Source organism: Luteibaculum oceani, assembly GCF_007995015.1.
Classification (GTDB): Bacteria; Bacteroidota; Bacteroidia; order Flavobacteriales_D; family Luteibaculaceae; genus Luteibaculum; species Luteibaculum oceani.
On record NZ_VORB01000002.1, the window covers coordinates 79,118 to 104,695 of the forward strand.

The window sequence follows — 25,578 nt, forward strand, 5'->3', positions numbered from 1 at the left end:
TTTATGGTTGCGAGTGCCAAGGAACTTTTAAGTCCCGAAGAGAAAAAACAGATTGTTAAGGCTATTCAAGAAGCGGAGTCTAAAACCTCGGGTGAAATTCGATTGCATTTAGAGGATTATTGCAACGAGGATGTATTAGACCACGCTGCCTACCTTTTCCAAAAGCTTAAAATGCACGAAACCGAGCAGCGTAATGGTGTTTTGTTTTATGTATCGGTTAAGGATAAGCAATTTGCAATACTTGGAGATAAGGGGATAAACGAGAAAGTTCCAAACAATTTTTGGGATGCGGTGAAAACAACGGTCCTTCAAGAATTTGTATTGGGGAACTACTCCAATGGCCTGTGCAAGGGGATAGAGCTAGCAGGTGATAAACTAAGAAAATTCTTTCCCGTAAAACGCGACGATAAAAACGAGCTTTCTGATGATATTTCGTACGGTTAAGCTGGTTCTCTTATTGGCTTTTCTTTTCTTGGGTAGTGGCATTAGCTTTGCAAACGATGCTTTCATTCCCAAGGTTAACGCTTTTGTAACCGATAATTCGGGTATTCTTTCTCCTCAGGAAGTGAATGCCTTAAATAGACGCCTGCAAAGCTTTTCTGATCAAACTTCAAACCAAATAGCCATTTTAATTACCAACGATATCGGTGATTATGAAATCGCTGATTTTACAATTGCCTTTGGTCATAAAAATGGATTGGGTCAAAAAGATTTGGACAATGGAGTAGCCATTGTTATCAAACCGAAAACTTCTATTTCTAGAGGGCAAATGTTTATTGCTTCTGGTTATGGTTTAGAAGGTGCAATCCCTGATGCAATTGCCAAGCAGATTGTTGAAAACCAATTTATCCCACACTTTAAGCAGGGTGATTACTTGGGTGGAATTGTTAGCGGATTAAACGTTATTGAAAAGCTCTGTAGGGGAGAAATTTCAACGGATCAGTATAAAAAGAAGTACGCTAAAAAAAATGATGGGTGGCCTGTTGCTATTATTATCCTCATCATCTTTATCTACGTGTTCTTCTCGAGGGTAAGAGGAGCTGGACGTTACGCTAGAAATAATGATTTACCGCTATGGATAGCTTTGGGGATGATGAACTCATCTCGACAGTCGCACAGGGGATTTTTTAATGATTTTAGCTCGGGTTCTGGCGGATTCGGAGGCTTCGGTGGTGGAGGCTTCGGAGGTGGTGGAGCCGGTGGGAGCTGGTAATGTTATTTTATGAAATACGGTAAGTGGATTGGTGGTATTGCGGGATGGGCAGTAGGTGGTCCTATTGGAGCAATAATTGGAGCAGCAGTTGGATCCATCTTCGATAATACCCCTTCCGAAACAGCGCAAGAGCGTGCGCAGCGAAGAGCAGGATATAGAGATCCGAGAAATAGATATAGAACCTCACCGGCAGATTTTGCAAAAGCATTGGTAATTCTTTCCGCAGCTGTTATGAAAGCGGATGGGAAGGTGCTTAAAAGTGAACTTAATTACGTTAAGGACTATTTCACTCGGGCTTTTGGCGAAGCACAGGCAAAGGAACTAATACTGGTTTTAAAAGAAGTTCTTAAAGAGGATATTCAACTACGTGCTGTTTGTGATCAAATTCGCTATCACATGGAGCATGCAAGCCGTTTGCAGCTCTTACATTACCTCCACGGTATTGCTCAAGCCGATGGCCATTACGATGACGCTGAAAAGCGTTTGTTGCATCAAATTGCTTCTTACCTAGGTATTTCTTTCAAAGACGAGGAAAGTGTAAGCAATATGTACCAGAATAATCTGGAAGCTGCTTATAAAATCCTTGAAATCTCGGATCAAGCAACGGATCAGGAGGTTAAAAAGGCCTATAGAAAAATGGCCATTAAATATCATCCAGATAAACTGGCTCATTTAGGTCCAGAGCATCAAAAAAATGCAAAAGAGAAGTTTATAAAAGTACAGGAGGCCTATGAGCGCATTTGTAAGCAGCGGGGAATAAAATAATTATAATTCCCTAGGCTTAAACCATAATGTGTTTTCTGGAAGCACAACACCATTAAAATCTGGCTTAATTTTATTGGTAATTGCCGTGTCTGGCTTGTTAGTAAGGCGCGAGGTGTTAAAGATTAACATGCGTACCACGTTTGGTGTGCTCGGAAGCGTTTTCTCTATAGAATTATCCTTATTGGTCTTTGGTTTGTTGGCTCCTTTGGCTGAAGCGAACATATTGCCAGAATAGCAAATGGATAGAATCAAAAGAAATTTAAGCGCTTTCATGCCTTAAATTTAAAAAACTAGATTTTATAAAGTCCATGTCGAAGCAAGATTTAAATACTATTTTAAGGAGTATTTGGTTTCCAATCAGTCTGTTGATTGTTATATGGGCGATTCAGTTTACCTCATTTTTAGAGGGTTATAGCTTTTCATTTTTAGGGATTTATCCTTTGCATATAAAGGGGATTCCAGGCATTATTTTGTCCCCATTAATTCATGGAGATATAGCACATGCCTCGAGTAATACTGCGCCTTTGTTATTTCTGGGGGCAGCACTTCATTATGCCTATCCTAGAATTGCTTTTAGAGTATGGTTATATGCCACTTTATTTACTGGATTTTGGGTTTGGTTAGCCGCCCGTCCAAATTACCATATAGGTGCATCTGGTGTGGTTTATGCCTTATTTGGATTTCTTTTTGTACGAGGTCTGTTGAGCAAAAGAAAGAAACTGATGGGAATTTGTCTATTGGTGGGCTTTATGTATGGTGGTATGATTTGGGGAATTTTCCCGGTTGAAGAACACATAAGCTGGGAGGCTCATATGTTTGGTTTGATGGCCGGAATTTCCCTGGCATTCTATTATCGCCACGAGGAAGAAGAAAAACCGGTTAAACCATGGGAACTGATAGGAGAGGAACAATATATAAGAGAGGCCGAAGACCGATTCGGTTACCGCTATTGGGAAGGAAATTCCAGTGATAACACGCCAAGCCAAGAAACGCAGATTATCTACCATTTTAAAGAGCAAAAAAAATCCCCACCATCATCAGATAGTGGGGATAGCAATACATTAAATTAATCCTAGTTATTCAACATAACAGGCATTACAAGCATTAAAATATCTTCCTCTTCAATATCCTTTGATACCGGCAATAAAATACCCGCTCTCGATGGAGCACTAAGCTCTATTATTACATCATCTGCATCGAGGTTGTTAAGCATTTCATTTAGGAATCGGCTATTAAATCCAATTTCCATATCCTCACCTGTATACTGGCAAGAAAGCTTTTCTTGGGCCTCGTTTGAAAAGTCTAAATCCTCAGCAAAAATGGATAACTCGTTCCCAGAAATTTTAAGTCTAACCTGATGCGTTGTTTTATTAGCAAAAATCGAAACCCTTTTGATGGAGTTCTGAAGTGCCGTTCTAGAAATGGTTAGTTTATTTGGGTTTTCTTTTGGAATTACCGCTTCGTAATTCGGGTAATTTCCATCGATTAGCCTACAAATTACCGTTGCATCCCCTAAATTAAAATGGGCATTATTCTCGTTGTAGGTAATTGTTACATCCTCAGCAGAAGAAGCAAGAATCGACTTTAATAAGTTCAAAGGCTTCTTAGGTACCACAAAATTACTAGCACCTTCTGCCTTGGCATCCGCTCTTTTGTAACGAACTAGCTTGTGTGCATCGGTTGCTACAAAAGTTAAACCTTCCTCGGTGAAATCGAAGTAAATCCCGCTCATTATAGGGCGTAGATCGTCGTTTCCAGTTGCAAAAAGCGTTTTGTTGATTGCCCTGGCCAAAATGTCTGAGGAAATCTTAACCGAAGACGCTGCCTCAATCACTGGAGTTTTTGGAAATTCCTCTCCATTGTACCCATTCAGTTTATATTTTCCAAGATCCGAAGAAATCTCAACCCCAAAATCATCTGGGTTTACAGAAAAACTTAGCGGCTGGTCTGGAAAGGATTTAAGCGCATCCACTAACATCTTAGCAGGGATACAAACTTTACCTTCGCTCTCTGACTTCGCCTCAACCTTACTGCTAACAGTAGTTTCTAGGTCGGATGCAGAAATGATTATTTCATCTTTCTTTATCTCGAAATAGAAATTGTCGAGAATAGGAAGTGTATTCGAGCTGTTGATAACTCCATTCAGTTGAACTAACTGCTTTAAAAGCTTAGAACTGGATATTACAAAGTTCATTACCGAGAATGATTGGTTTTGGCAAATATAATCGCTTGGAAAAGTGTTAAAAGCATATCGACTACAAACTTTTAAACAAGTTTTTCCTATAAGGTTATAAAATCACTTCTTTCGAACAATACTGGATCGAAATTGAAGCGCTGAAGGTTTACCACCTTACCTTGGAAATAGCCGTAGTAGTAATCTAAATCCTGACCAGTTCCCAGCATATTTCTATCTAGGTCGTACTGTTGTCCCTTTCTCTGATAAACCTGCACGCTGTCTGTTTTTCCAGCCATTGGAGTAACAGATATTACCGCGATGGGCGTGGTGTTTATTAGCGAGTCCACCTGGTAAGGCACCAGTGATTCATTTAGCGATTCAAAGTGGATTTTTTTGTACTTCTCCAAGTATTCATCCAGAACAAGGTTGTTCGTATTCTTCTTGTTGTATACCAACTTGCTGTTGGGGTTAGCTACTAAATACTCTTGACCTTGCTTTAAAACGGCAAAAGATTTCGCAGTATCCTGAGGGTAACGTATGGTAATCTGTTTGAAATTTAATTGAGGATATTCGAAAATTCTAGTGGTCATCCATTCCGCCTCCTTGGTGAAAAACATAGGTCCAATAATTCCTTTATGACCGATTTTCATTACGTAGTATGGCTTATCTGCCATTCCGTGCTTTCGCGTTTCGACAATGGCCAGGTTTGCGGATAACGACTGGTTGGGGGTACCGATGTACAGTGTTTTAAAGGGAGTGTCCTCATTGTTTTTGTACAACTCAACCTTTTTGTGCCTAGCCGCAAGCTCCTTGGTTAAGCCCTCAATCCCATTTTTGGGTACGGCAGAATGCACTTTAAATTTTTCTAATGACTCCAGAATAAAATCTATGGCATACTTCTGAGTCTCGTACTTGTCGTTTATATACCACGTTCCCGATTTATCCTTTTTTAGATCAGCTACATTTCCTCCAGTGGTAGAAATGAAAATGCGGGTTAATTCCTCAGAATTTTCAACTGAAAAATTGGTTTCAAAACCTGTAAGAGTGCTGGTTTTATTGCTGCTAATTTTAAAAATAACAAAAGCGGAAATAAGAAGCAGTAGAACAATAATTACCTTCTTTTTCATGAAAATTTTCTTCGTTTAATAATAAGTATGATAAATACAAATACACCCACAATAATGATGGGCAACGCAAGGTTAGCAAGTTGAATTTCGCTCTCCTTGGCTAAAATTTTTCTGTCGTTTAATTTTCTAACCTCAATTTCTTTAGCCCTAATTTTTATAAGGCGTTCATCGTTTAAGAGGTAATCAACCGCATTGGCAAGGAAATCTTTGTTTCCGTAAACAATTTTTCGAAGAAACTTATCGTAACCCAGTGGATAAACGGTCCCAGTTTGTCTATTGGAATAGTTTTTAGTGATTTCGCCATCTCCAACCACCATAATTCGAGTATCCAATAGGGCCTTTTCCTGGAATGCAATTAGGGTATCTTGTTCTATGTTTGGAGTTAACCTGTTGGCGTATAGAGATTTAAATTTCCCTTCGAGCAGAACAGCAACTGGAGTTTTACCAATGCTATTTTTCTCAAATCCAGGGTCTATACTTACCGTGTTAAGGTTTATCCTAGCGGGAGCCATTCTTCTTAGGGTAAGAGGAGAAGTTTCTAGAAGGATGGTCTTTTTTATGTCTTTATCATTTCCAACCGTATCTAAACTAGAAAGAAACTGCGTAAATACGGGGTTTACATTGGCCGAAATGGGGTGATTTTTAGTGGTGATTAGCGTAGGGTGGAAGTACCAAGGGAACATCTTTAAGTTTGCCTGATCCCCGAATTTTCCAACGTTTATAGGAATCATTGCACAGGCTGCATCCATAAGTACATCGCGCTTTAAACGAACGCCGTAATTAAAAAGCATATCCCACAAGTTGTGATTGGATGCTAATGCCATCATGTTATTTTGGCTTTGAAGCGAATCCATATCCGCCTGGAGACCATCTACCAAAAACATGGCCGCTCCACCCTTCATAATAAACTGGTCGATAATGAATTTATCCTTCTCGGATATAGCTTCTTTCGGACCCGCTATTATGATTAAGTCGTAGCCAATTAGGGCATTTAATTTTTCATTGATATTAACGTCGAAAATGGTGTAGCGCTCAGCCAAGTGCTCAACCATATCGTAGGCATCTAAACCGGTAATTTCGCCATGTCCACCAATCCAGGCAATTTTCTTTTTTCTGGTTTGAGTTACTTGGTGGATTGCGCTTAAAAGGTTGTACTCCAGGTTATTGATGGAGTTCTGCATCATCTCTGGACTCGGTACTCTATTGGTGCTTTTAAGCAGCTGCAAAGGGATTTCTTTATTTCTATACGTAATAAGCGCACCTGGGAAAAGGATTTTTTCCTCCACACCGTCTTTGGTTCTGATGGTAAGATTGGTGTAGGTTAATCCAGATTCGGAGAGTTTGGTGTACATCTCCTTCTTTTTAACCGGATCATTTGATGCCGATGGGTTAATGAACTCATATTGGATATTTTCACCTGCGTAAGCTCTTAACTCGTCTAGTATTTGCTTTACCGCATTTCTAAGTCGTTTAAAATCCGCAGGGAACTCACCTTCTAAGTATACTCTAACAAAAACCGGATCCTCTAACTCCTCTACAATCTCTACCGAAGCATCGCGAAGGGAGTGCCTTTGATCTGAGGTTAAATCAAATCGCTTGAAAAAGGATTGGTTTAACACGTTAATAAAGATCAATATCCCCAAACTAATTAGTACGGAGAGCAGCGCGTTTACTTTTGTTTTTCTTCTACTCATTACCATTTCCTCCCCTCTAAAACAAATCTGGTTAACATGATAAAAATGAAGCTTACACTAAAGAAATAAACTACATCTCGGGTGTCAATAACTCCTTTGCTAATAGATTCGTAATGAATTTCCATGCCTAGATTTAAAATAACAGAGTCTAGGGCGCCGAACCATTTAAAGGAGGCTATAGATCCGAACCCTGTGTAACAGAAAAAACACAGGAAAACTGCAATTAAAAATGAGATGATCTGACTGTCGCTTAAAGAGCTTGCAAAGGTTCCAATTGCAACAAAGGAAGAAGCCAAAAATAGCAGCCCAATATAAGACCCCAGAATAGCACCATTGTCAACATTACCCTCAGGAATAGCTAGTGAGCTAAGACTGAAATAAAAAACTAAAGTTGGGAGTAGGGCACAGATTACCAAAACCACTCCGGCCAGAAATTTTCCCATTACAATTTGTAACTCCGATATGGGTTTGGTGAGTAGCAGCTCTATTGTACCTGTTCTTTTTTCCTCTGAAAAAAAGCGCATTGTAATTGCGGGAATAAGGAATAAAAACATCCATGGAGCAATTACAAAGAAGGGGCGGTAATCGGCATATCCGCTATTTATAATGTTTAAATCTCCTAGAAAAACCCAGTTAAAAAGTGCCGTAAGTACCAGAAACACGCTGAGTACGATAAAGCCAATTACCGAACTCAAAAATGTTCTTAATTCTTTTTTAAATAATGGGAACATATCTTAGTTCGCTTCTTGATTAATTTCTACTGACCATGCGGCGGGTTTAGCATTAAACCATTGCTTGGTTTGTGCCCAAGTGGACTTGAACAATTCGGAGTTTCTATAGCGCTCCAAATCGTCTTCACTTTTCCACTCACTGTAGGTGAAGAAAGTGTTGCCCTCAGACTTTTCTTGTAGGAGCTTTAAACCCATACAACCCTTACTTGATCGAATGGCAGATTTCTTAGCGGCAAACATCTCCAAAAAATCCTGAACACATTCGGGCTTAAATTCCATTTTAACGATTCGTAACATCCTCGAATTCTATTGTTATTGAGTTTCCTTTTTTTATTCCAAATAATTGGGAGGCTCCTCCGCCAGTTTGGGCCGTTCCTTGATTTACTGCGATCTCCAAAAATCCTGAACCACCAAACAAAGCAACTTTTTCACCCGTAGGAACCTCATTGTATGCATTCGATATTTGGGTGATTTCGAACTCACCCTTGCTAAAAATAATTCTAAAGGGACGGTTCTTACCAATAAGGGAGAACAAATGTCTATCTATATTACTAATGGCATTTCCGTATGAATCAATATGTACGAAACTCCCGGATATTTCTCTTTCAAAGGTGGTAGGAGCCAAGGTTCCTCGAGTAACCATTTCGGAAGTGGGTTGCCCCAAAAACTCCATGGTTCCTCCCCGTGCTAGGAAGGCTGCTGCTTTCGCAAAAATATCTTTGGCTACAAAAACAGCATCTTCGCTTTCTTGGGAAATAGCTATTTCTACTAATTGATCTGGCTGCTCTCTGATAATTAAATTTAAAATCCCACAGTCACTGGCAATGAAAAATTGCCCCTTGTGTTTCGCTCCTAAAAATCGTGGTTTTGGAGAGGAAAAGTCATCTACGCAAACCATATGTACGGTTCCCGCTGGAAAATCCTGCCAACAATTCCTCAATACAAAAGATGCGTGGAGGATGTCGAAAGGCTCTATGTTGTGGGTAATATCGAAAATAACGGCTTCGGGAAACTGCGTTAAAATGGCACCTTTAACAGAGGCCACATAGTGATCTTTCAGTCCCATGTCTGAAGTTAGTGTTATTACGCCCATATATTGCGAGAGAAACTAAAGGTGTGCCGTTTTTATTTGGTAATTTGCGCCCAAAATTAGCATTATAACAACATAGAGTAAAATCCTTGTTATTTGGAGATAGAAATTACATTAAGCGGGGTAGATCCTCTACTTATTTTAGGGGTTAATAACGATAGGTTATCGCAAATTCAATCGGCTTTTCCAAAGCTTAAAATAATGGCCCGAGGTGCCGTAATTAAAGCGGCTGGTGAGGCTTCAGAGATTGAATCCTTACAAAAGAAAATCATCGAATTCGAATCCTTTTACGGTAAGTACAATCGTATAAGCGAAAAAGACTTTGCCGATATCCTGGATAGCAATACCCAGGAATGGAAATCGAACAAAGGCGGCGAAATTCTCCTCTACGGAAATAATGGTAACCAGATAAAAGCCAAAACGGTTAACCAAAAGAAGATTGTTGAAGCCTGTGGAAAGTACGATATGGTATTTGCTATTGGCCCGGCCGGTACTGGAAAAACCTATACTGCTGTTGCATTAGCAGTACGTGCACTTAAAAACAAAGAGGTAAAACGAATTATTTTAACACGTCCTGCGGTAGAAGCTGGTGAGCATTTAGGTTTTTTACCTGGGGATTTAAAAGAAAAGTTAGACCCCTACCTTCAACCGCTCTACGATGCCTTGAGGGACATGATTCCTGGTGCTAGATTGGCAGAATTTATAGAAGACGGGGTAATTCAAATAGCTCCCCTTGCGTTTATGCGCGGTAGAACTTTGGATAAGGCTTTTGTGATTTTAGATGAAGCCCAAAACGCTACCAAAAGCCAATTAAAAATGTTCTTAACTCGTATGGGAGCATCGGCCAAATTTGTGGTAACGGGCGACGTAACCCAAATTGATCTTCCAAAGAAAAGTCAAAGTGGGTTGTTCTCCTCCCTTAAAATATTAGATGCGGTTGATGGTGTGAAAATTATAAAGTTGGATAGCCGGGATATCATTAGACATCCGCTGGTGGATAAAATAGTTAAGGCATACGAAAAGGACCAAGATGAAGAATAATATGATGGATACAGCAATTAAAAATTCTAATTTCAATTTTCATCCAGAGCAAAGCGTTTACAATGGAAAGGTGAGAGATGTTTACAGTCTCCCCAACGATAAGTTAGTGATGGTTGCTAGTGATAGAATTTCAGCTTTTGATGTAATTCTCCCAAGACCAATTCCCTATAAAGGACAAGTTCTTAATGCGACTGCTATCCATTTTTTGAAGGCTACTGAAGATATTTGCCCGAATTGGTTCGAAAAAAGTCCGCATCCTAATGTTAGTATAGGAAAAAAGGCTAACCCATTTAAGGTAGAAATGGTGATTAGAGGTTACCTAGCGGGTCACGCCTGGAGAGAATATAAAGCAGGAAAAAGAATATTATGTGGGGTAGTCATGCCCGATGGGATGCGTGAAAATCAAAAATTTCCCGAGCCGATTATAACTCCAGCTACTAAAGCAGAAGAAGGCCACGACGAGGATATATCTAGAGAAGAAATATTGGCTCAGGGAATAGTTTCCGAAAAACACTACCTACAGCTTGAAAAATACACCAGAGCTTTATTTGCTAGAGGAACCGAAATGGCAGCTAATAGAGGTTTGATACTAGTGGATACCAAATATGAATTTGGTTTGGTGAACGATGAGGTAGTTTTGATTGATGAAATCCATACCCCTGATTCATCGAGATATTTTTATGCTGATGTTTACGATGAAAACCTAGCGGCAAACAAACCTCAAAAGCAATTGAGTAAAGAGTTTGTTAGAGAGTGGTTAATGGAAAATGGATTTCAAGGGAAAGAAGGCGATGTAATGCCAGAAATGACTGATGAATTCGTTAATTCTGTTACCAACAGATACATTGAATTATACGAAAACATTACTGGAGAGACTTTTAAACCAGAACCCGATACTTCGGTAGATACTATCGAGGCCCTGGTTCAAAAAGAATTGAATTAATTGTAAGTATCAGTTTGATCCAAAAGTTGAAGGAGATTTTCTACAATCTCCTTTTTTTGGCTCTTAGCGTTATTATCTAGGTATAATTTACACGCTATTTGCGATTCAAGAATCTCGGGTTCCGGAATTTCATTTTCCGAATTTTCAATTATCGTAATTACTTCAAAAACGGAGTTGAAATCTCCTTTAAGGGCACATTTAACCAGGTTGGATACATGGTTTTCGGCCTTAATTCCTGCTTGCCAAATTAATCCTAGATATGTGGCGCTTTTTTCCTGGTATTCTGGTTTTATTAACTCGTCTAAATATGCATTTTGAGCTTCGCTGTCCTTAAGACTAGACAGTACCTCCTTTGCTTTGTCAGATGCTTCAGTAGATTCTTCCTCTTCCATTATGTGTTTCATAATAGCAGGAATCATCGCGGCGCTACCATGTTGTTTAACATCGGTTAAGGCCTTTAAAACATCCTTTTCTATGGGTGAACTTAAATTCTTAAGAATTTCCTTTTGCTTGGTATTCATGCTCAAAATTTGGCTTGCAAAAGTACTAATCAAATAGGGTTTCCAAAACCCTTAGTTCTTCAACCTTTTCATCGTGCCCTAATTTGGTGTACGAGTAAATCAAATTCACCACCATTCTTTTAACCATATCCTTGTTAGAACATGGATCTAAAAACTGATCGCTCATTGGGATTTTCATCTCCTTCAAAAAGATTACTAAATCCTGACGTGTAAGTAGACTTCCCTTGTTAAATGGATTGATATAAAAAAGAATTTTCCCCTCTGAGCTTAGATAACCTGTTACAAAGTGGTTGGGAAGATTAACTCCGCAAACCGGTACTTTAAGTTCGGTTGCTACCAAAATGTACATAACAGATAATAACAGAGGATTACCTTTTCTACTGTTTATTACTTCAGAAATCATGTTGTTTTGGGGAGCGTGGAAATGTTTTTTGTTGCTTCTGTATCCAAGCTTATCGTACAACACCTCGTTTATGGCACCAATTAAATGCCTGGAGGTCATATCCTCGGTTATGTTTACCGCGGCTAAATCTGCAATGGCTTTAATGGATGATTTCAGGTCCTTTAACTCAAGGTCTGGATATAGATATTTAGATATCCAGAAAGCGCCTTCTAAAAGGTCAGAATCATCAGAGATCCAGTTTTTTAATCCGTCTACCACACCATTAAACTGAATGGTATGTACTAGGTCTTCCACGCGATCGCGAAAATTGGGTTCAAAAGAATTTTCTTCCCAAAATTTCTCGAGTTGCGGAATGGCTTTGTCGCCAATAGCAATTATCTCTTGGGTTACTTGGTCAGCAATTTGTTGGTCGGGGTCGTCAAGAAGCTGAATTAAAGCGTTAAGTCTTTTCATAATTCCTCTTTGTGCAGATTAATTTACGGAGCTTTTCTTATTAAAAACTCCAGAGGAACCTGTGTTTTTCAACAGTTAGGTGGTGATTACTTCCAGTGCGTGGTCTATAAGGTTGTTGGTGGCTCCCTTAATGTCTGAAGCAATTTCTCCGGTAATTCTGTTAGCGATAACAGTGCAAATGGTTACGGCCTGGTGATTAAATAGTTTTGCCATCCCATAAATCCCGCTGCACTCCATCTCAATGTTGGTTAAAGCAAGGTTCTGAAACGAAAATTGCGATAATTCTTCTATGCTGTGGCGTTTTTTCGATAAGCCGTGGGCTCCATCCCTTAATTGGGGGCCATAGAAACCATTTGCAGTTAAGGTAATGCCCTTAATCCATGCTTTTGGGAATTGAGGAAGTATCTTGGACCCTTTCCTGACAGCATATGGAGCTGCTATTTCTGTTGGAAGAAAGTTTTCTTGTTTAAAGCTCAAGGCCAAGTTTTTTTCCTCATCAGAATACTTAATAGGATAGTAATGCATTAAGCCTTCAATTCCAATAGCATACTCCGATATCAAAACGCTACCGGGTGATAATTCCCTTTGCAATCCTCCCGTAGTTCCTAGCCGGTAAAAATTTAAGGTGCGCTTAGCTTGGGAGTTACCATTAACAACATGTTCAATTTCATTAAGCAGGATGTCTATGTTGTCGACCCCAATCCCGGAGGAAACTACCGTAAGCTGTTTGTTATTAAGTCTTCCACCTAAAGAAGAAAATTCGCGATTGCTTTTTTGGTAATGGATCTCATCGAAGCGCTCACCAATGGTGCCAACTCTTTCGGGATCTCCAACAATGATAATATCGTTGGAGATTTCTTCTCCTGTAAGGTTAATATGGTACGCAGCAGTTTGGCTTTGCGTTTTTACCCATTGGTCGTTAGGACTCATTTGCAGAGGATCTTGAGTATTATAATCCGGGGATATCAGTTCCCCACACGAGGTGGGGAGATAATGGCTTACCAGTAAACTACATCCGAATTTTCATCATATACACCAAAGTAGTTTAAGGAAAGGGTTTTATTATTGCTGAGTAGTCCATCGATTTGAATCGAAAAAGTGTTTTCGGTAATGGATTTAATTTCCATAGTTCCAGATATAAAGGCCAAAGTTGAAACGCTTTGATCGGTTTCAACATTGTAATCGACTACATATTCGGCGTAAAATGTATGAATGCTATCTATGGGATCATCGAATTTATACACGCCAATATCAGGTGCATTTAATTCTGAAGCATACAGATGGAGATTAACAAAGTCCCCAATACCAGCAAATGAATCTTCTTCCAACTGCTTAATCCGATTATCGGCAAGTAAAATTTCAAATTCGTAAAGAGAACTAGTACTATCTGGTCTTCCTAGCGTTGTAACTTTCGTGTAACCAATCTTGCGTACTTTGTTATCATATTGTATGGAATTGGTTGTGTCTACTTTCTGGTTATTTTCTTCCTTTTTACATGCTGTACACAAAAAAAGACCAATAAGGGAATAGAGGATAAAATTTTTCATTATTTGACTGTTTGTAAAAACTTGATCCGCAAAAGAAATGAATAATTATCTGTTTATTAAAACGTAGTACTATTTATTAAATACGGGTGGGAGTTTTTCTTCTCTAAACTTAGCCTCCTTTTGACCCAGTTTTAAGAATAGTCCGTCTACAGCTTTTTCGGCTACATACGACTCCAGAGTTGGGCCGTTAGGAATTCTTCGTCCAAAAAAGCCCGCAAACTTTTTGTAGTAAGCGAAAAATTCATTGAGTAAGTTATAGGTCCCAGTGCTTTCTAAATATGCTTTTACCTCTGGCTCTAGCGAATTTGAAATACCAAGTGCGCTTTTACCTTCTAAGTAATTGGTGAATCCTTTTTGCTTTCCAGCTAGCCCAATTGCATCATTTAATTCCATTTTCGAAATGGCTGAAACTAAATGGGGCTTAGCTAATTCAATGGTTTTTTCGGCAGCGGCATTTAACTGGTCCTCAATACGGCTAACCATTTGTTCTCCACCAAAACGGGTAACGGTTTTTTTTAAGTTGTTGTACTGAGAGGGGAGTGGGATGTATATTTTACTGTCTCCCTTAAACGCATTTTCTACAGCCAACTTACTAATGGTAGCATCAGAAAATTCATTGAGAGCAGCGTGTAAATTTTCTACCCCATAATTATTTTGATTGAACCAATTCCGCGCTTTGTCGGCTGCTCCAGAAAGGTTTCCTAATTGGCCAAATACTGCGGTAGAAAGAAGTAAAGCTCCAATTGAAAAAAGTATTTTATTATTCATGAGATCTATTTTGTTGGGATTATACAAAAAGAATGCCGAATTGGAGATAATGGATGTCACGAGGGTAGATGATGCCAGTAGGGGTGAGAAATTTTGTGAATCTATATTGCGCGGGGAACAATTACTGGTTTAATAATTTTATCATTGACATAGATTTTGAATGTGAGGTAGATGAAAGCGCAGATTATCACCATAGGAGATGAAATATTAATTGGTCAGACCATAGATACCAACTCAGCCTGGATGGGTACACGGCTAAATGAAATGGGCTACTTGGTGGATAAAATCACGACCATCTCGGATGACAGAGAAGCGATCGAAACCCATGTTAAATGGGCATTAGGTTCCTGTAACCTTCTGATATTGACCGGAGGACTAGGGCCAACTAGGGATGACATAACCAAGGTGACCTTATGTGAGTTGTTCGGCGGAAAATTGATTCGCAACCAGGAAGTTGAGGAGCGCATTGTTAGTTTTTTTACCAAACTAAATAGGCCTGTTTTAGAGGTAAACCGCATGCAGGCAGATTTACCAAGTAATTGCACCATGTTGCCCAATTTGCTTGGTACTGCACCGGGTATGCTTTGGGAAATAGATGGTACTACGGTAGTTTCTATGCCTGGAGTGCCTTATGAGATGAAAAAAATCTTTTCAGATCAGTTGGTTCCATATCTCCAATCCAATAAAACTTCGGAAATTATTGTCCGCCACAAAAACCTACTTACAGTGGGCATTGGCGAGTCTAGCTTGGCTGAGGAAATAAAAGATATCGAGGATGATATCTACAATTCTGGCTTTCGTTTGGCGTATTTACCAAACCCAGGGTCGGTAAAATTAAGGATTTCATATAACGGCAAAGAGAACCCCGAGTCCGTAGAGCAAAGGTTAAATCAATTTGCAAAGCGTATCGCTACGCGTGTTGCACAATATTATGTGGGAGAGGGTGAAAAGGCCATTACTAAGTTAATTGGAAAGCAGCTGGTAGCGCATCAACTTACCGTAGGGGTGGTGGAATCTTGTAGCGGAGGATACATTGCCCATCAATTTACCAAAGAGGAGGGCTGTTCGCAATATTTCAAAGGCGGAATGGTAGTTTATAGCAACGAGTTAAAGGAGAAATTAATAGGTGTAGATGCGCATGCCATTAAAGAATTTGGAGCCGTTAGCGAAAGTGTTGCCGAGCAATTAGCCGAAAAAGGAAGAATAAAATTAGGTGTAGATTACTGTATTGCAACAACCGGAGTTGCGGGTCCAACAGGAGGCACAAATGAGAAGCCGGTGGGCTTGGTTTATACATCAGTTTCTGGGCCTCAGGGAACTAGAGTTTTCAAAAATAATTATGGAGGCACAAGAAATAGAATTGTAGAGCGGGCTTCGATTGGGCTTTTGAATGAACTTTTAAAAATGTTGCAATCTGATATTGCGTAGTTAAGATTAAAAACATTATATTTGCGCCCACTTTAACGAATAGGCAGAAGCGATGGCAAGAGTGTGTCAGTTAACAGGTAAGCGTTTTTTAGTAGGGAATAATGTTTCTCACTCTAAAAGAAGAACTAAAAGAAGGTTTTATCCTAACTTGGTAACTAAGAAATTTTTCAACCCAGAGACTAATGACTGGGTTACTTTAAAGGTGTCAACCTCAGCATTGAAAACAATCAATAAGATTGGTGTTGCTGCAGCGTTGAGAAGAGCAGAAAAAGCAGGTATCCAACTTTAGAATATATCAACCATGGCAAAGAAAGGTAAAGGGAATGTAGTGCAGGTAATACTAGAGTGTACTGAGCACAAAGAGAGTGGAATGCCAGGTACTTCTAGGTATATCACTGTAAAGAACAGAAAAAATACTCCAGATAGATTGGAGTTAAGAAAGTACAACCCTGTTCTTAAGAAAGTAACTGTTCATAAAGAGATTAAATAATTTAAGATATGGCTAAGAAAACAGTAGCATCGCTTCAGAAAGCCGAGAGTAAGAACTTAACGAAGGCGATTAAAATGGTGAAGTCTCCTGTAACTGGAGCTTACACGTTTAAAGAAGAGATTGTAACTAACGATAAGGTTAAAGAGTTTTTCGATAACTAATCTTTGGTTGATCAACTATATATTTAGTAGGCTCGTTTCTCGCGAAATGGGCCTTTTTTTGTTTTATTTCGGGATATAATTTTCCACCATGGGCTTATTTAGCATTTTCAAAAAAGCCGAAAAAGAGAGCTTAGATAAAGGCTTAGAGCAAACCAAATCTTCCTTCCTTGGGAAAATTACTCGTGCCGTAGCAGGTAAATCTAAAGTAGATGCACTTGTTCTCGACGATTTGGAAGAAGCATTAATAAGTGCTGATGTTTCGGTTGAAACTACACTGGAAATAATCGAAAGAATTGAGTCGCGCGTAGCCAAGGATAAATACCTAGGTGAAGGCGAACTTAAAGCCATCTTGAAAGATGAAATCGCCGCTCTTGTAAGAAAGGGTGATAAGGTGGATTTCGCTGCCGAACCAACGGCTACCCCTTATGTTATCCTTGTAGTTGGAGTGAATGGTGTTGGTAAAACAACTACCATAGGAAAAATAGCCCACCAATTTAAAGCCGCTGGCAAAGATGTAGTACTTGGAGCGGCAGATACCTTTAGAGCTGCTGCCGTGCATCAGTTGCAAATTTGGGGTGAACGCGTTGGGGTTCCCGTAGTGGCGCAGAAAATGGGGTCAGATCCTGCTTCGGTTGCCTTTGACACCGTTAGTTCCGCAGTGGCTAAAAATGCCGATGTGGTTATCATAGATACTGCGGGTAGGCTACACAATAAGGCGGGATTAATGAGTGAGCTCGGCAAAATTAAGCGCGTAATTTCAAAGGTGCTTCCCGATGCTCCTCACGAAACGCTATTGGTTTTGGATGCCAGTACAGGGCAAAATGCTATAGAGCAAGCCAAGCAATTTACCGAGGTTACCAATGTTAATGCTATGGCACTTACCAAATTAGATGGTACGGCAAAAGGTGGCGTGGTAATAGGAATTTCCCACCAATTTGATATTCCAGTTAAGTACATCGGAATTGGAGAGCAAATGAACGATTTACGATTGTTTGAGCCAGAAGCCTTTGTAGATTCCCTTTTCGAAAATTAGGATCAATTAGATGAAAACCAAGGGGTTAAAGAAGAATAAGGTTAATGTTGTAACCTTAGGATGTTCCAAAAATTTATACGATTCAGAAATTATTATGGGCCAACTAAAGGCTAATAATTTCGAGGTGGAACACGAGTCTAAAGAAGAAGATTCTGCAATTGTAATAGTAAATACTTGTGGGTTTATCGATAACGCTAAGGAAGAGTCGGTGAATACCATTTTACAATACGCGCACGCCAAAAAAGAAGGTTGGATAGAAAAGCTGTATGTTACGGGGTGTCTTTCGCAACGTTATCAGCCTGAATTGGAAGCAGAAATACCTGAAGTAGATGCATTTTTTGGAACTAGAGATTTACCTAGACTCCTTAAGACTCTAAAGGCTGATTATAAAAAGGAATTGGTGGGTGAGCGTATTTTAACCACTCCTGCGCATTTTGCCTATTTGAAAATTGCAGAAGGTTGCGATAGACCCTGCTCTTTTTGTGCTATTCCCCTCATGCGAGGAAAGCATAAATCTACACCCATAGAGGATTTGGTGAAAAGTGCCGAGAGACTGGCAAGTAAAGGTGTTAAGGAGCTTATTCTAATAGCCCAAGATCTTACTTATTACGGTTTAGATCTTTACAAAGAAAGAAAGTTGGCTGCCCTATTAACCGAGTTATGCAAGGTGGAGGGAATAGACTGGATTAGATTACACTACGCCTATCCAAGTGGTTTTCCAATGGATGTCTTGGAAGTAATTAAGAGCGAACCAAAAGTTTGTAATTATTTGGATATGCCTTTACAGCATGCTTCTAATAATATGTTGAAAGCTATGCGCAGGGGGATTACTAGGGAGAAGACGACCAAATTGATCTCTGATATCAGGGAACAAATTCCAAACATAGCCATCCGTACAACCCTTATCTCTGGGTACCCAGGCGAGACCGAGGAAGATCATCAAGAAATGTTGAACTGGGTTAAGGAAACCAGATTCGAGCGTTTAGGTGTTTTTACTTATTCTCACGAAGAAAATACGCACGCTTACAATTTCGAGGACGATGTTCCAGCTGAGGTAAAGGAGCAAAGAGTGGCGGAAATAATGGAAGTTCAAGAAGAAATTTCCATGGAACTAAACCGAGAGAAGGTAGGACAGGAATTTAATGTGCTTATCGATAGAGTAGAAGGAGATTACTTTGTAGGTAGAACAGAATACGACTCTCCAGAAGTTGATAACGAGGTGTTAATTAATAAAAAACACTATTTGAGGGTAGGAGATTTTTGTAAGGTTGTGGTCGATAAAACCGAAGCCTTCGATTTATATGCCTCACCCGTATCCTAAAGAAGAAGTGAAAGCAAATTATACGGTTTTTGGACTACCATTTCAGCAAACAGGGATGTTTGGTAACATGGTGCGCCTTTACCAGGAGCAAAGCGATGTCCTTAAACCTTTTATAAAGCATTTTCCATCTGTCCAGAATTTTAAGGCACTCGCTGAAAATAGACAGGAACAATTTAAACATAGAAAAGAACTCGTTTCTGTATTGGAAGCGAGTTATAAGGGAATTGAAACTACCGCTCAAAAGGTAAATATTGAGGCGCTCAGTAACGATAGAACCGTTACGGTAACTACTGGGCATCAATTGTGCTTTTTGGGAGGTCCCATGTATTTTGTGTACAAAGCTATTCACACCATTAAATTGGCCGAGAAGCTAAGTGCGGATTTAGCCAGAAAAGTGGTACCCGTGTTTTGGTTAGCCTCAGAGGATCACGATTTCGATGAGGTAGCTCAAATTACACTGTTTGGAAAGAAAAAAGCATTAAAAAAGGAAGATAATCTAGTTCCAGTAGGTAGGTTTAATCTTCAGGAATTCAAGCAATTAAAAGATTTTGCTTTAAGCTTTTTTCAGGGTTTTGATAGTGAGAAGGAGATAAATGAAATGATTACCTCTTGTTGGGAGGGATCCGAAAATCTCAGTCAGTTTACTTTCAAGTTACTCAATCGCTGGTTTGGAGACCAAGGCTTATTGGTTTTGGAACCCGATAATAAAGTGCTTAAAAAGTTATTCCGAGATACTCTTAGAAAGGAAGTTAAGCATAGCTTTTCTCAGGATGCAGTGGAACATACTTTGAAGCGTTTTCCAGAACATTTTAAAATCCAGGCTCCCCCAAAGTCTTGTAATTTATTTTACATCAAAGACGGTAAGCGATATCGTTTGGATAAGATTACGGACGATAGCTTTAATCTGTATAAAACGGATTACAGTTATAGTCTTCGCGAAATGGAAGACGAAATTGAGGATCATCCCGAACGATTTAGTCCCAATGTTATTTTGCGACCGCTGTATCAAGAAACCATACTACCCAATATCGCCTATATTGGAGGGGGAGGAGAGTTGGCCTATTGGGTGCAGTTGGCCGATTTATTCGAAATGGCGAACATTCCCTTTCCACAGGTAATGTTGCGTAATTCCTTTCAGCTAGTCGATTCTGGCGTTGCGAAAAAAATCGAAAAACTAGGATTAAGCCCCAAGGATTTATTTTTGGAGGAAAATTTGCTCATCGATCAATTACTGGCTGAAGGAGAAAATACTGATGTTCTTGATTTTCGGGAGTTGACCGAAGTGAAATCCAGTTTATTTCAATTACTAAAAGCTAAGGTAGAACAGGTTGATCCAACCCTTGGGAATTCGGTAGAAGCCCAAGAAAAAGGCTTCGAAAAAGCTCTGGATTCCATACAGAAGAAGCTGAAGAAAAGATTGAAGGAAAGACAGGAAACCGAAATCAACCAGGTTAAGAATATCAAATCGAGGCTATTTCCAGATGGCGGTTTGCAGGAAAGAAGCGAAAACGTATTGCATTACCTCGCTAAGCACGGCAATGAATTTTTTGACATAATTAAAGAAGAGTCGGGAGATATTAAATCGGAGTTTAATTTGATTTATCTCCCCTAACCAAGCGTTGTTGAAAAATACGATGCATACTATACTATAGAAGAATTAAGCTAAATATATTTGCGCCATGCAAAGGTCCATTTTAATCCTAGATTTCGGTTCTCAGTACACCCAGCTAATTGCTCGCAGAGTAAGAGAACTGAATATCTATTGTGAAATTCATCCATACAACAAGATTCCAGAATTAGACGAAAACCTCAAGGGGGTAATTTTATCTGGAAGTCCAAGCTCCGTGCACGAGCCAGAAGCTCCGATTCCAAACCTTGAAGGTATCCTTGGTAAATATCCTGTTTTAGGTATTTGTTTTGGTGCGCAGTTTTTGGCGCAACATCATGGTGGATCTGTAGTTCGCTCCGAAATTAGAGAGTACGGAAGAGCCAACCTTTCTTCGGTTACTCAAAACGAGTTGACGAAAGGGCTTGTTGACGGAGAGCAAGTATGGATGTCGCATGGAGACAGTATCAAAGAATTGCCAGATGGATTCTCTGTGATTGCAAAGACAAAGGATATTCCTGTTGCAGCTTACTGTAAAGGAAATATTTACGGTTTGCAATTTCATCCAGAGGTTTACCATACCACTAACGGAGCAACCATCCTCCGAAATTTCTGTGTGGATATTTGCGGCGCTCAACAAGATTATACCGCAGCTTCCTTTGCCGAGGAAACAATAGATAAACTAAAAAAGGAAGTTGGGAATGAAAAAGTAATTCTTGGACTTTCTGGAGGGGTAGATTCCTCTGTTGCGGCTGTGCTTTTGCATAAAGCCATTGGAGAAAACTTGCACTGCATCTTCGTAGATAATGGCCTCCTTCGTAAAAATGAATTCGAGGAAGTGCTTGAAGCATACAAAGGCATGGGCTTAAATGTAAGGGGAGTCAACGCTTCTCAACAATTCTACGATGCCCTAAAAGGAATTAAAGACCCAGAACAAAAGCGTAAGAATATTGGTAAAGTATTTATCGATGTTTTTGATGCAGAAGCTAAAAAGGTGGAAGGTGCTACATTCCTTGCTCAAGGAACCATATATCCTGACGTAATTGAGTCGGTATCTGTTAATGGACCATCAGCTACCATAAAATCTCACCACAATGTAGGTGGACTGCCAGACTTCATGAAATTGAAAATCGTAGAGCCACTTAGATTGCTTTTTAAAGATGAGGTAAGGCGAGTAGGAAAAACATTGGGGATTAGCGATAAAATTATCGGAAGACACCCATTCCCAGGACCTGGACTTGCCATTAGAATTCTAGGAGATATTACTCCAGAAAAGGTAGCCATGCTTCAAGAAGCAGATGCTATTTATATCAACGGACTTAAAGAGGCAGGTCTTTATGATCAGGTTTGGCAGGCCGGTGCTATTCTTCTTCCAGTTCAAAGTGTTGGAGTAATGGGAGATGAAAGAACTTACGAAAACTGCGTAGCTTTAAGAGCCGTTACCTCAACAGATGGAATGACCGCAGATTGGTGTCATTTACCTTACGAATTTTTAGGTGAGATATCCAATAAAATAATAAACCGCGTTAAAGGTATAAATAGAGTGGTGTATGACATTTCTTCTAAGCCACCTGCAACCATTGAGTGGGAATAAAATTATTTTTCATGAAAAACGTACTACTAACCCTCATTGCAGTTTTATGTTTGGCTATAAGCTCTTTTGGGCAGGCCGAGCGTATTACTACCATTAATGGTAAGAAATACATCATCCATACCGTAGAGCCAGGAAACACTTTGTATTCTATCTCTAAGACTTATGCGGTGGATACATACTTTATCATCCAGGAAAACCAATTTCTTAAAGAAGGATTAAAGGTTGGCCAGGAGCTTAAAATCCCCCTTGCTCGTCAGTCAAAAAGTGAATCCAAATTTGCACCTGAATTACGTGGAGATTACCTAATCCATGAGGTGCAAAAGAAGGAAACACTTTATTCGCTTTCTAAGAAATACGGGATTGAGATTAAGGATGTAATTGACAACAACCCTCAAGCTGCGCAAGGAATTAAAGTAGGGCAACAGTTGAAAATCCCTACGAACAAATCAACCGCGGCAGATAAAGATCATTTAAAGCCTGCAATTGATGCAATAAAAGCAGCTGCTAAACCTAGCAAGCCAACCAAAATTATCCACCAGGTGGAGCAAGGTGAAACACTTTATAGCCTTGCTAAGCGGTATGGTGTTACCATGCAGGCCATCATCGATGCAAATAGCGGATTAATTGATGGAATAAAGGCGGGAACCTCAATAATTATTCCCAATAAGGAAGCGGATGATGACGATGAAAGTTCATTGCCTCAAAACGATCTAAATAATCAAAGGGAAGAGTATCCCAAATCAGATAAAAGCTCAAGTTATTACGAAAACCCGGTACAGCCGGGTTTTTCGGGCTATAAACCTGGCCTAAATAAGTCTACAGGTTCCTTTAAAGTGGCCATATTACTTCCTTTTCTGGCAAGCGAAGAGGGAGATCAATCTGATTTTTCCAGAAACAAAATTGCGTTGGAGTTTTATCAAGGTGCGGTGTTAGCGCTAGATTCATTAGAAAGACTAGGGTTGAATACGCAGGTATTGGTATACGATACAAAAAAGGATGCCATGCATGTAAAGCGCTTATTGGAGAATCCAGCGCTGTCTGATGTAAATCTATTTATCGGACCTATGTTTCGTTCTCCTTTGGAGCAAGTTGTTGAACATGCTGAGCGAATAGGAGCTCACGTGGTTTGTCCTGTCCCTCAAAGTAATAAGGTCTTGTTCAATCACCCCAATGTGAGTAAAATCCATGTAAATGTATTTACACAAGCGAGTTTACTTGGAAAGTATACTGCAACCCAGCACTCCAATGCAAAGGTTATCGTGATTAATAAGGAAGGACAGGATGCCAAAGCCAATCGCTTAGCTCAAAATTTTAAGAAAACGTATTTTAAGTTTCTACCGGGTGGAAATATTTTTGGAACTGACACCCTAGCTACACTCGTAACCAATGGTTATGAGTTTCCAGAGATGGAATCATTCCTGGATAATACCCGTCCAAATATCGTTTTTACACCCTCATCTGATCCAGTTTTAGCCTCGGGATTACTTACCCACCTTAAAGGTTATTCTAAGGAGTATAAAATTCAGGTAATGGGATTAGAACCATGGCTGGGAATGGATGAAATAGACACGAGAAACAAAAATGATCTTTCGCTTACCGTAAGTTCTAGTCATTACATTAACTACGAGGATAGGTCTACATTACAATTTATTAAGGGGCATCGCAAAAAATTTAAATCCGACCCGGGAGAATTTACCCACTTGGGATTTGATGTTACTTTCTATTATCTAAAAGGGATGTTGCAAAATGGAACGCTTTTTTTAGAAGAACTTAATAGTGATACCAACACTACCTCTACCAAGTTTAGTATGCTTCGCATTTCTAATACTTCTGGGTTTGAAAACAAGGCAGCATACATTTTATCCTACGACAATTATAAAATTAAGGTCCTTAATTAATGGAGTTTAGAGATTCGATTGCAGAGAAGTTTCAGCAAATACAAAATAACATCTGTAGGGGTCTAGAGGATCTAGATGGAAAATCTAAATTTCAGGAGGATCTTTGGCAGCGTCCAGGTGGTGGAGGTGGAGCTACCCGAATAATTCAGGGTGGTAAGGTTTTAGAAAAGGGTGGAGTAAACTTCTCTAAAGTTTTTGGTCCTATCCCCGATCTGATTAAAAAGGAATTTAAGACAGATGCTGAAGAGTTTTTCGCTACTGGGGTAAGTATTGTTCTTCACCCGAATAATCCGCACGTTCCTATCATTCACATGAATATTCGGTATTTCGAGTTACCGGGAACGGAGACCTATTGGTTTGGTGGAGGAATAGATCTAACTCCACATTATATAGTAAAAGACCAGGCCAAGCAGTTTCATCAAACCCTTAAATCGGTTTGCGATAAGTTTAAACCAGAAGCATATCAAGAATATAAAACCTGGGCTGATAATTATTTCTTTAATCCACACCGGAATGAAACCAGAGGAGTTGGGGGGATATTTTTTGACCAGCTAAAGCATACTGAGCAAATTTCTAAGCAAGATATAGAGCAATTTGTGTTAGGTGTTGGAAACAGCTTTTTAAACTGTTATTTACCGATTGCAAATGCCAATAAAGATTTGCCTTTTAACGAGGAAGAAAAACAATGGCAATTATTGCGAAGAGGTAGGTATGTGGAGTTTAATTTGGTTTACGATAGAGGAACTCAATTCGGTTTAAAAACAGGGGGGAGGATAGAATCTATATTGATGAGCTTGCCCAAACTTGCTTCGTGGGAGTACGACTTTAAACCCCAAAAAAATAGCCCCGAGGCACAAACCTTGGAGCTACTTAAAAAGGATATCGATTGGGTCGCTTAAAACTAAAAGCGATTATCTACTACCGAAATTCCAGGATATTTTTTCTTGTCAAATACAAAAAGCGCATCACTTAATCCCTCGTTGGGCTTAAAGGATTTAATTTGATAGGTGTAAATATCTCCACCCTTACCCATTACAACAACCTTTGAAATCTCCATTGCAGCCTTATCCACATATAATTTGATGGTGTGATAATTCTTCTCAGATGGGTTTTTGGGATATAAGTTTATGTGATGACAAGCTTTTCCATTCACGGTCTCTTCTCCCTTGTAGTTGTATTTAAACCCTTTTTCCCACAAGGTGAAAATCTCACTCGGGTTAATGTCACCACCTGTTAGTGCAGATAAATCGTCGATATAAACCTCGTTATCCGACTCTACAACTGTCCAAGTACTTTCACCATCGGAAAGGATGATGTAATCGTCTAAAACCAGATTAAACTTGGTGCCTTTTAATTTTATCACACCTTCTTGGTCCACTTTCATATTGGCCTGCTTATTCTCCAAAGTAGAATTAAAAGAGGCGGTAATGGTAGCGTAACCTTTGGTTTTCCCACTTAATTCATCTAGGATTTTTTTCGCCTTTGGGTCGCTAGACTCTTGGGCTAATGTGCTTGTAATAAAGCTTATACAGCTTACAAGGAGCAGCAATGTCTTAACTGCGTATTTCATGCTTA

Annotated in this window: 29 protein-coding genes; 16 read left to right on the forward strand and 13 right to left on the reverse strand. The window is 39.5% G+C overall.

What is annotated here, in order from left to right; all coding sequences use genetic code 11:
• Nucleotides 1-3 precede the first annotated feature (3 nt).
• The 3 genes from FRX97_RS02400 to FRX97_RS02410 are packed head-to-tail and all read left to right on the forward strand — an operon-like array spanning nt 4 to nt 1,978.
• Complete coding sequence (locus tag FRX97_RS02400) at nt 4-444, forward strand: TPM domain-containing protein (RefSeq protein WP_147013013.1); 441 nt, start codon at nt 4-6, stop codon at nt 442-444.
• Entirely contained in the window at nt 425-1,213 is a 789-nt protein-coding gene (locus FRX97_RS02405) for a TPM domain-containing protein (protein WP_147013015.1), read from the forward strand. The genes FRX97_RS02400 and FRX97_RS02405 overlap by 20 nt, the downstream gene beginning before the upstream one ends.
• Nucleotides 1,214-1,222: 9 nt before the next feature.
• Entirely contained in the window at nt 1,223-1,978 is a 756-nt protein-coding gene (locus FRX97_RS02410; RefSeq protein WP_147013017.1) for a TerB family tellurite resistance protein, read from the forward strand.
• On the opposite strand, the gene FRX97_RS02415 is transcribed toward FRX97_RS02410, so the two are convergent.
• Nucleotides 1,979-2,251 carry a hypothetical protein gene (locus tag FRX97_RS02415; RefSeq protein WP_147013019.1) on the reverse strand — a complete coding sequence of 91 codons (273 nt, stop codon included), beginning with the start codon at nt 2,249-2,251 and terminating at the stop codon, nt 1,979-1,981.
• A gap of 35 nt (nt 2,252-2,286) precedes the next feature.
• Here FRX97_RS02415 and FRX97_RS02420 point away from each other — a divergent pair, with 35 nt between their 5' ends.
• Nucleotides 2,287-3,048, forward strand: coding sequence for a rhomboid family intramembrane serine protease (locus FRX97_RS02420; protein ID WP_147013021.1), 762 nt, complete (start codon nt 2,287-2,289; stop codon nt 3,046-3,048).
• Between the two features lie 2 nt (nt 3,049-3,050).
• On the opposite strand, the gene dnaN is transcribed toward FRX97_RS02420, so the two are convergent.
• The 6 genes from dnaN to FRX97_RS02450 form a co-directional block, all read right to left on the reverse strand.
• Complete coding sequence (gene dnaN / locus FRX97_RS02425; protein WP_147013023.1) at nt 3,051-4,172, reverse strand: DNA polymerase III subunit beta; 1,122 nt, start codon at nt 4,170-4,172, stop codon at nt 3,051-3,053.
• Nucleotides 4,173-4,258: 86 nt separating this feature from the next.
• The gene (locus tag FRX97_RS02430) at nt 4,259-5,281 is read right to left on the reverse strand and encodes a hypothetical protein (protein ID WP_147013025.1); all 1,023 of its coding nucleotides are present in this window, start codon (nt 5,279-5,281) and stop codon (nt 4,259-4,261) included.
• The gene (gene gldG, locus FRX97_RS02435) at nt 5,278-6,975 is read right to left on the reverse strand and encodes a gliding motility-associated ABC transporter substrate-binding protein GldG (RefSeq protein ID WP_170226997.1); all 1,698 of its coding nucleotides are present in this window, start codon (nt 6,973-6,975) and stop codon (nt 5,278-5,280) included. The genes FRX97_RS02430 and gldG overlap by 4 nt, the downstream gene beginning before the upstream one ends.
• A complete protein-coding gene (gldF, locus tag FRX97_RS02440) occupies nt 6,975-7,706 on the reverse strand; it encodes a gliding motility-associated ABC transporter permease subunit GldF (protein WP_147013029.1) in 732 nt (243 codons plus the stop codon). The genes gldG and gldF overlap by 1 nt, the downstream gene beginning before the upstream one ends.
• Nucleotides 7,707-7,709: 3 nt before the next feature.
• Entirely contained in the window at nt 7,710-7,985 is a 276-nt protein-coding gene (locus FRX97_RS02445) for a putative quinol monooxygenase (protein ID WP_262711303.1), read from the reverse strand.
• Between the two features lies 1 nt (nt 7,986).
• On the reverse strand, nt 7,987-8,799 hold the full coding sequence (locus tag FRX97_RS02450; RefSeq protein WP_147013033.1) for an SAM hydrolase/SAM-dependent halogenase family protein: 813 nt from the start codon (nt 8,797-8,799) through the stop codon (nt 7,987-7,989).
• 93 nt (nt 8,800-8,892) lie between these two features.
• Between FRX97_RS02450 and FRX97_RS02455 the strand changes: the two genes are divergently transcribed.
• Together FRX97_RS02455 and FRX97_RS02460 are read left to right on the forward strand one after the other, a co-directional pair.
• Nucleotides 8,893-9,837: a PhoH family protein gene (locus FRX97_RS02455; protein WP_394348722.1), complete on the forward strand. Its 945-nt coding sequence runs from the start codon at nt 8,893-8,895 to the stop codon at nt 9,835-9,837.
• Complete coding sequence (locus tag FRX97_RS02460; protein ID WP_394348723.1) at nt 9,827-10,780, forward strand: phosphoribosylaminoimidazolesuccinocarboxamide synthase; 954 nt, start codon at nt 9,827-9,829, stop codon at nt 10,778-10,780. The genes FRX97_RS02455 and FRX97_RS02460 overlap by 11 nt, the downstream gene beginning before the upstream one ends.
• Here the strand turns inward: FRX97_RS02460 and FRX97_RS02465 are convergent.
• The 5 genes from FRX97_RS02465 to FRX97_RS02485 form a co-directional block, all read right to left on the reverse strand.
• The gene (locus tag FRX97_RS02465) at nt 10,777-11,301 is read right to left on the reverse strand and encodes a hypothetical protein (RefSeq protein WP_147013035.1); all 525 of its coding nucleotides are present in this window, start codon (nt 11,299-11,301) and stop codon (nt 10,777-10,779) included. The two genes, FRX97_RS02460 and FRX97_RS02465, sit on opposite strands and share 4 nt — an antisense overlap.
• A 25-nt stretch (nt 11,302-11,326) precedes the next feature.
• Entirely contained in the window at nt 11,327-12,157 is an 831-nt protein-coding gene (locus tag FRX97_RS02470) for a transglutaminase-like domain-containing protein (protein ID WP_147013037.1), read from the reverse strand.
• A 75-nt stretch (nt 12,158-12,232) separates the two neighbouring features.
• The gene (locus FRX97_RS02475) at nt 12,233-13,087 is read right to left on the reverse strand and encodes a phosphorylase family protein (protein ID WP_147013039.1); all 855 of its coding nucleotides are present in this window, start codon (nt 13,085-13,087) and stop codon (nt 12,233-12,235) included.
• Between the two features lie 68 nt (nt 13,088-13,155).
• Complete coding sequence (locus tag FRX97_RS02480; RefSeq protein WP_147013041.1) at nt 13,156-13,704, reverse strand: hypothetical protein; 549 nt, start codon at nt 13,702-13,704, stop codon at nt 13,156-13,158.
• A gap of 69 nt (nt 13,705-13,773) precedes the next feature.
• A complete protein-coding gene (locus FRX97_RS02485; RefSeq protein WP_147013043.1) occupies nt 13,774-14,472 on the reverse strand; it encodes a DUF4197 domain-containing protein in 699 nt (232 codons plus the stop codon).
• A 171-nt stretch (nt 14,473-14,643) separates the two neighbouring features.
• Here FRX97_RS02485 and FRX97_RS02490 point away from each other — a divergent pair, with 171 nt between their 5' ends.
• From FRX97_RS02490 to hemF, 10 genes are all read left to right on the forward strand, one after another.
• Entirely contained in the window at nt 14,644-15,900 is a 1,257-nt protein-coding gene (locus FRX97_RS02490) for a competence/damage-inducible protein A (RefSeq protein ID WP_147013045.1), read from the forward strand.
• Nucleotides 15,901-15,952: 52 nt separating this feature from the next.
• Nucleotides 15,953-16,189 (forward strand): 50S ribosomal protein L28, encoded by a 237-nt coding sequence (rpmB, locus tag FRX97_RS02495; RefSeq protein WP_147013047.1) that lies wholly within the window; start codon nt 15,953-15,955, stop codon nt 16,187-16,189.
• A gap of 12 nt (nt 16,190-16,201) precedes the next feature.
• Entirely contained in the window at nt 16,202-16,390 is a 189-nt protein-coding gene (gene rpmG / locus FRX97_RS02500; RefSeq protein ID WP_147013049.1) for a 50S ribosomal protein L33, read from the forward strand.
• 8 nt (nt 16,391-16,398) lie between these two features.
• A complete protein-coding gene (locus tag FRX97_RS02505) occupies nt 16,399-16,551 on the forward strand; it encodes a DUF4295 domain-containing protein (protein ID WP_147013051.1) in 153 nt (50 codons plus the stop codon).
• A gap of 88 nt (nt 16,552-16,639) precedes the next feature.
• Complete coding sequence (ftsY, locus tag FRX97_RS02510; RefSeq protein ID WP_147013053.1) at nt 16,640-17,584, forward strand: signal recognition particle-docking protein FtsY; 945 nt, start codon at nt 16,640-16,642, stop codon at nt 17,582-17,584.
• A gap of 10 nt (nt 17,585-17,594) precedes the next feature.
• Nucleotides 17,595-18,905, forward strand: a complete 1,311-nt coding sequence (rimO, locus tag FRX97_RS02515; protein ID WP_147013055.1) for a 30S ribosomal protein S12 methylthiotransferase RimO — start codon at nt 17,595-17,597, stop codon at nt 18,903-18,905.
• Nucleotides 18,886-20,517: a bacillithiol biosynthesis cysteine-adding enzyme BshC gene (bshC, locus tag FRX97_RS02520; protein WP_147013057.1), complete on the forward strand. Its 1,632-nt coding sequence runs from the start codon at nt 18,886-18,888 to the stop codon at nt 20,515-20,517. Before rimO ends, bshC begins: the two co-directional genes overlap by 20 nt.
• A gap of 67 nt (nt 20,518-20,584) precedes the next feature.
• Entirely contained in the window at nt 20,585-22,105 is a 1,521-nt protein-coding gene (guaA, locus tag FRX97_RS02525) for a glutamine-hydrolyzing GMP synthase (RefSeq protein WP_147013059.1), read from the forward strand.
• Nucleotides 22,106-22,116: 11 nt separating this feature from the next.
• Entirely contained in the window at nt 22,117-24,003 is a 1,887-nt protein-coding gene (locus FRX97_RS02530; RefSeq protein ID WP_147013060.1) for a PBP1 and LysM peptidoglycan-binding domain-containing protein, read from the forward strand.
• Entirely contained in the window at nt 24,003-24,902 is a 900-nt protein-coding gene (hemF, locus tag FRX97_RS02535; RefSeq protein WP_147013062.1) for an oxygen-dependent coproporphyrinogen oxidase, read from the forward strand. The genes FRX97_RS02530 and hemF overlap by 1 nt, the downstream gene beginning before the upstream one ends.
• A 2-nt stretch (nt 24,903-24,904) precedes the next feature.
• Here the strand turns inward: hemF and FRX97_RS02540 are convergent, their stop codons facing one another.
• Nucleotides 24,905-25,573: a LolA family protein gene (locus tag FRX97_RS02540; RefSeq protein ID WP_147013064.1), complete on the reverse strand. Its 669-nt coding sequence runs from the start codon at nt 25,571-25,573 to the stop codon at nt 24,905-24,907.
• Nucleotides 25,574-25,578 lie beyond the last annotated feature (5 nt).

Bases quoted from the DNA above. Each gene is read 5' to 3' on its own strand.
- FRX97_RS02530 (WP_147013060.1), top strand. From the start codon at position 22,117: ATGAAAAACGTACTACTAACCCTCATTGCAGTTTTATGTTTGGCTATA.
- guaA (WP_147013059.1), top strand. From the start codon at position 20,585: ATGCAAAGGTCCATTTTAATCCTAGATTTCGGTTCTCAGTACACCCAG.
- FRX97_RS02460 (WP_394348723.1), top strand. From the start codon at position 9,827: ATGAAGAATAATATGATGGATACAGCAATTAAAAATTCTAATTTCAAT.
- FRX97_RS02475 (WP_147013039.1), bottom strand. From the start codon at position 13,087: ATGAGTCCTAACGACCAATGGGTAAAAACGCAAAGCCAAACTGCTGCG.
- gldG (WP_170226997.1), bottom strand. From the start codon at position 6,975: ATGAGTAGAAGAAAAACAAAAGTAAACGCGCTGCTCTCCGTACTAATT.
- hemF (WP_147013062.1), top strand. From the start codon at position 24,003: ATGGAGTTTAGAGATTCGATTGCAGAGAAGTTTCAGCAAATACAAAAT.
- FRX97_RS02485 (WP_147013043.1), bottom strand. From the start codon at position 14,472: ATGAATAATAAAATACTTTTTTCAATTGGAGCTTTACTTCTTTCTACC.
- FRX97_RS02405 (WP_147013015.1), top strand. From the start codon at position 425: ATGATATTTCGTACGGTTAAGCTGGTTCTCTTATTGGCTTTTCTTTTC.
- rpmG (WP_147013049.1), top strand. From the start codon at position 16,202: ATGGCAAAGAAAGGTAAAGGGAATGTAGTGCAGGTAATACTAGAGTGT.
- gldF (WP_147013029.1), bottom strand. From the start codon at position 7,706: ATGTTCCCATTATTTAAAAAAGAATTAAGAACATTTTTGAGTTCGGTA.
- bshC (WP_147013057.1), top strand. From the start codon at position 18,886: ATGCCTCACCCGTATCCTAAAGAAGAAGTGAAAGCAAATTATACGGTT.
- FRX97_RS02415 (WP_147013019.1), bottom strand. From the start codon at position 2,251: ATGAAAGCGCTTAAATTTCTTTTGATTCTATCCATTTGCTATTCTGGC.
- rpmB (WP_147013047.1), top strand. From the start codon at position 15,953: ATGGCAAGAGTGTGTCAGTTAACAGGTAAGCGTTTTTTAGTAGGGAAT.
- rimO (WP_147013055.1), top strand. From the start codon at position 17,595: ATGAAAACCAAGGGGTTAAAGAAGAATAAGGTTAATGTTGTAACCTTA.
- FRX97_RS02505 (WP_147013051.1), top strand. From the start codon at position 16,399: ATGGCTAAGAAAACAGTAGCATCGCTTCAGAAAGCCGAGAGTAAGAAC.
- FRX97_RS02410 (WP_147013017.1), top strand. From the start codon at position 1,223: ATGAAATACGGTAAGTGGATTGGTGGTATTGCGGGATGGGCAGTAGGT.
- FRX97_RS02490 (WP_147013045.1), top strand. From the start codon at position 14,644: ATGAAAGCGCAGATTATCACCATAGGAGATGAAATATTAATTGGTCAG.
- dnaN (WP_147013023.1), bottom strand. From the start codon at position 4,172: ATGAACTTTGTAATATCCAGTTCTAAGCTTTTAAAGCAGTTAGTTCAA.
- FRX97_RS02470 (WP_147013037.1), bottom strand. From the start codon at position 12,157: ATGAAAAGACTTAACGCTTTAATTCAGCTTCTTGACGACCCCGACCAA.
- FRX97_RS02465 (WP_147013035.1), bottom strand. From the start codon at position 11,301: ATGAATACCAAGCAAAAGGAAATTCTTAAGAATTTAAGTTCACCCATA.
- FRX97_RS02420 (WP_147013021.1), top strand. From the start codon at position 2,287: ATGTCGAAGCAAGATTTAAATACTATTTTAAGGAGTATTTGGTTTCCA.
- FRX97_RS02450 (WP_147013033.1), bottom strand. From the start codon at position 8,799: ATGGGCGTAATAACACTAACTTCAGACATGGGACTGAAAGATCACTAT.
- FRX97_RS02540 (WP_147013064.1), bottom strand. From the start codon at position 25,573: ATGAAATACGCAGTTAAGACATTGCTGCTCCTTGTAAGCTGTATAAGC.
- FRX97_RS02480 (WP_147013041.1), bottom strand. From the start codon at position 13,704: ATGAAAAATTTTATCCTCTATTCCCTTATTGGTCTTTTTTTGTGTACA.
- FRX97_RS02400 (WP_147013013.1), top strand. From the start codon at position 4: ATGGTTGCGAGTGCCAAGGAACTTTTAAGTCCCGAAGAGAAAAAACAG.
- FRX97_RS02430 (WP_147013025.1), bottom strand. From the start codon at position 5,281: ATGAAAAAGAAGGTAATTATTGTTCTACTGCTTCTTATTTCCGCTTTT.
- ftsY (WP_147013053.1), top strand. From the start codon at position 16,640: ATGGGCTTATTTAGCATTTTCAAAAAAGCCGAAAAAGAGAGCTTAGAT.
- FRX97_RS02445 (WP_262711303.1), bottom strand. From the start codon at position 7,985: ATGGAATTTAAGCCCGAATGTGTTCAGGATTTTTTGGAGATGTTTGCC.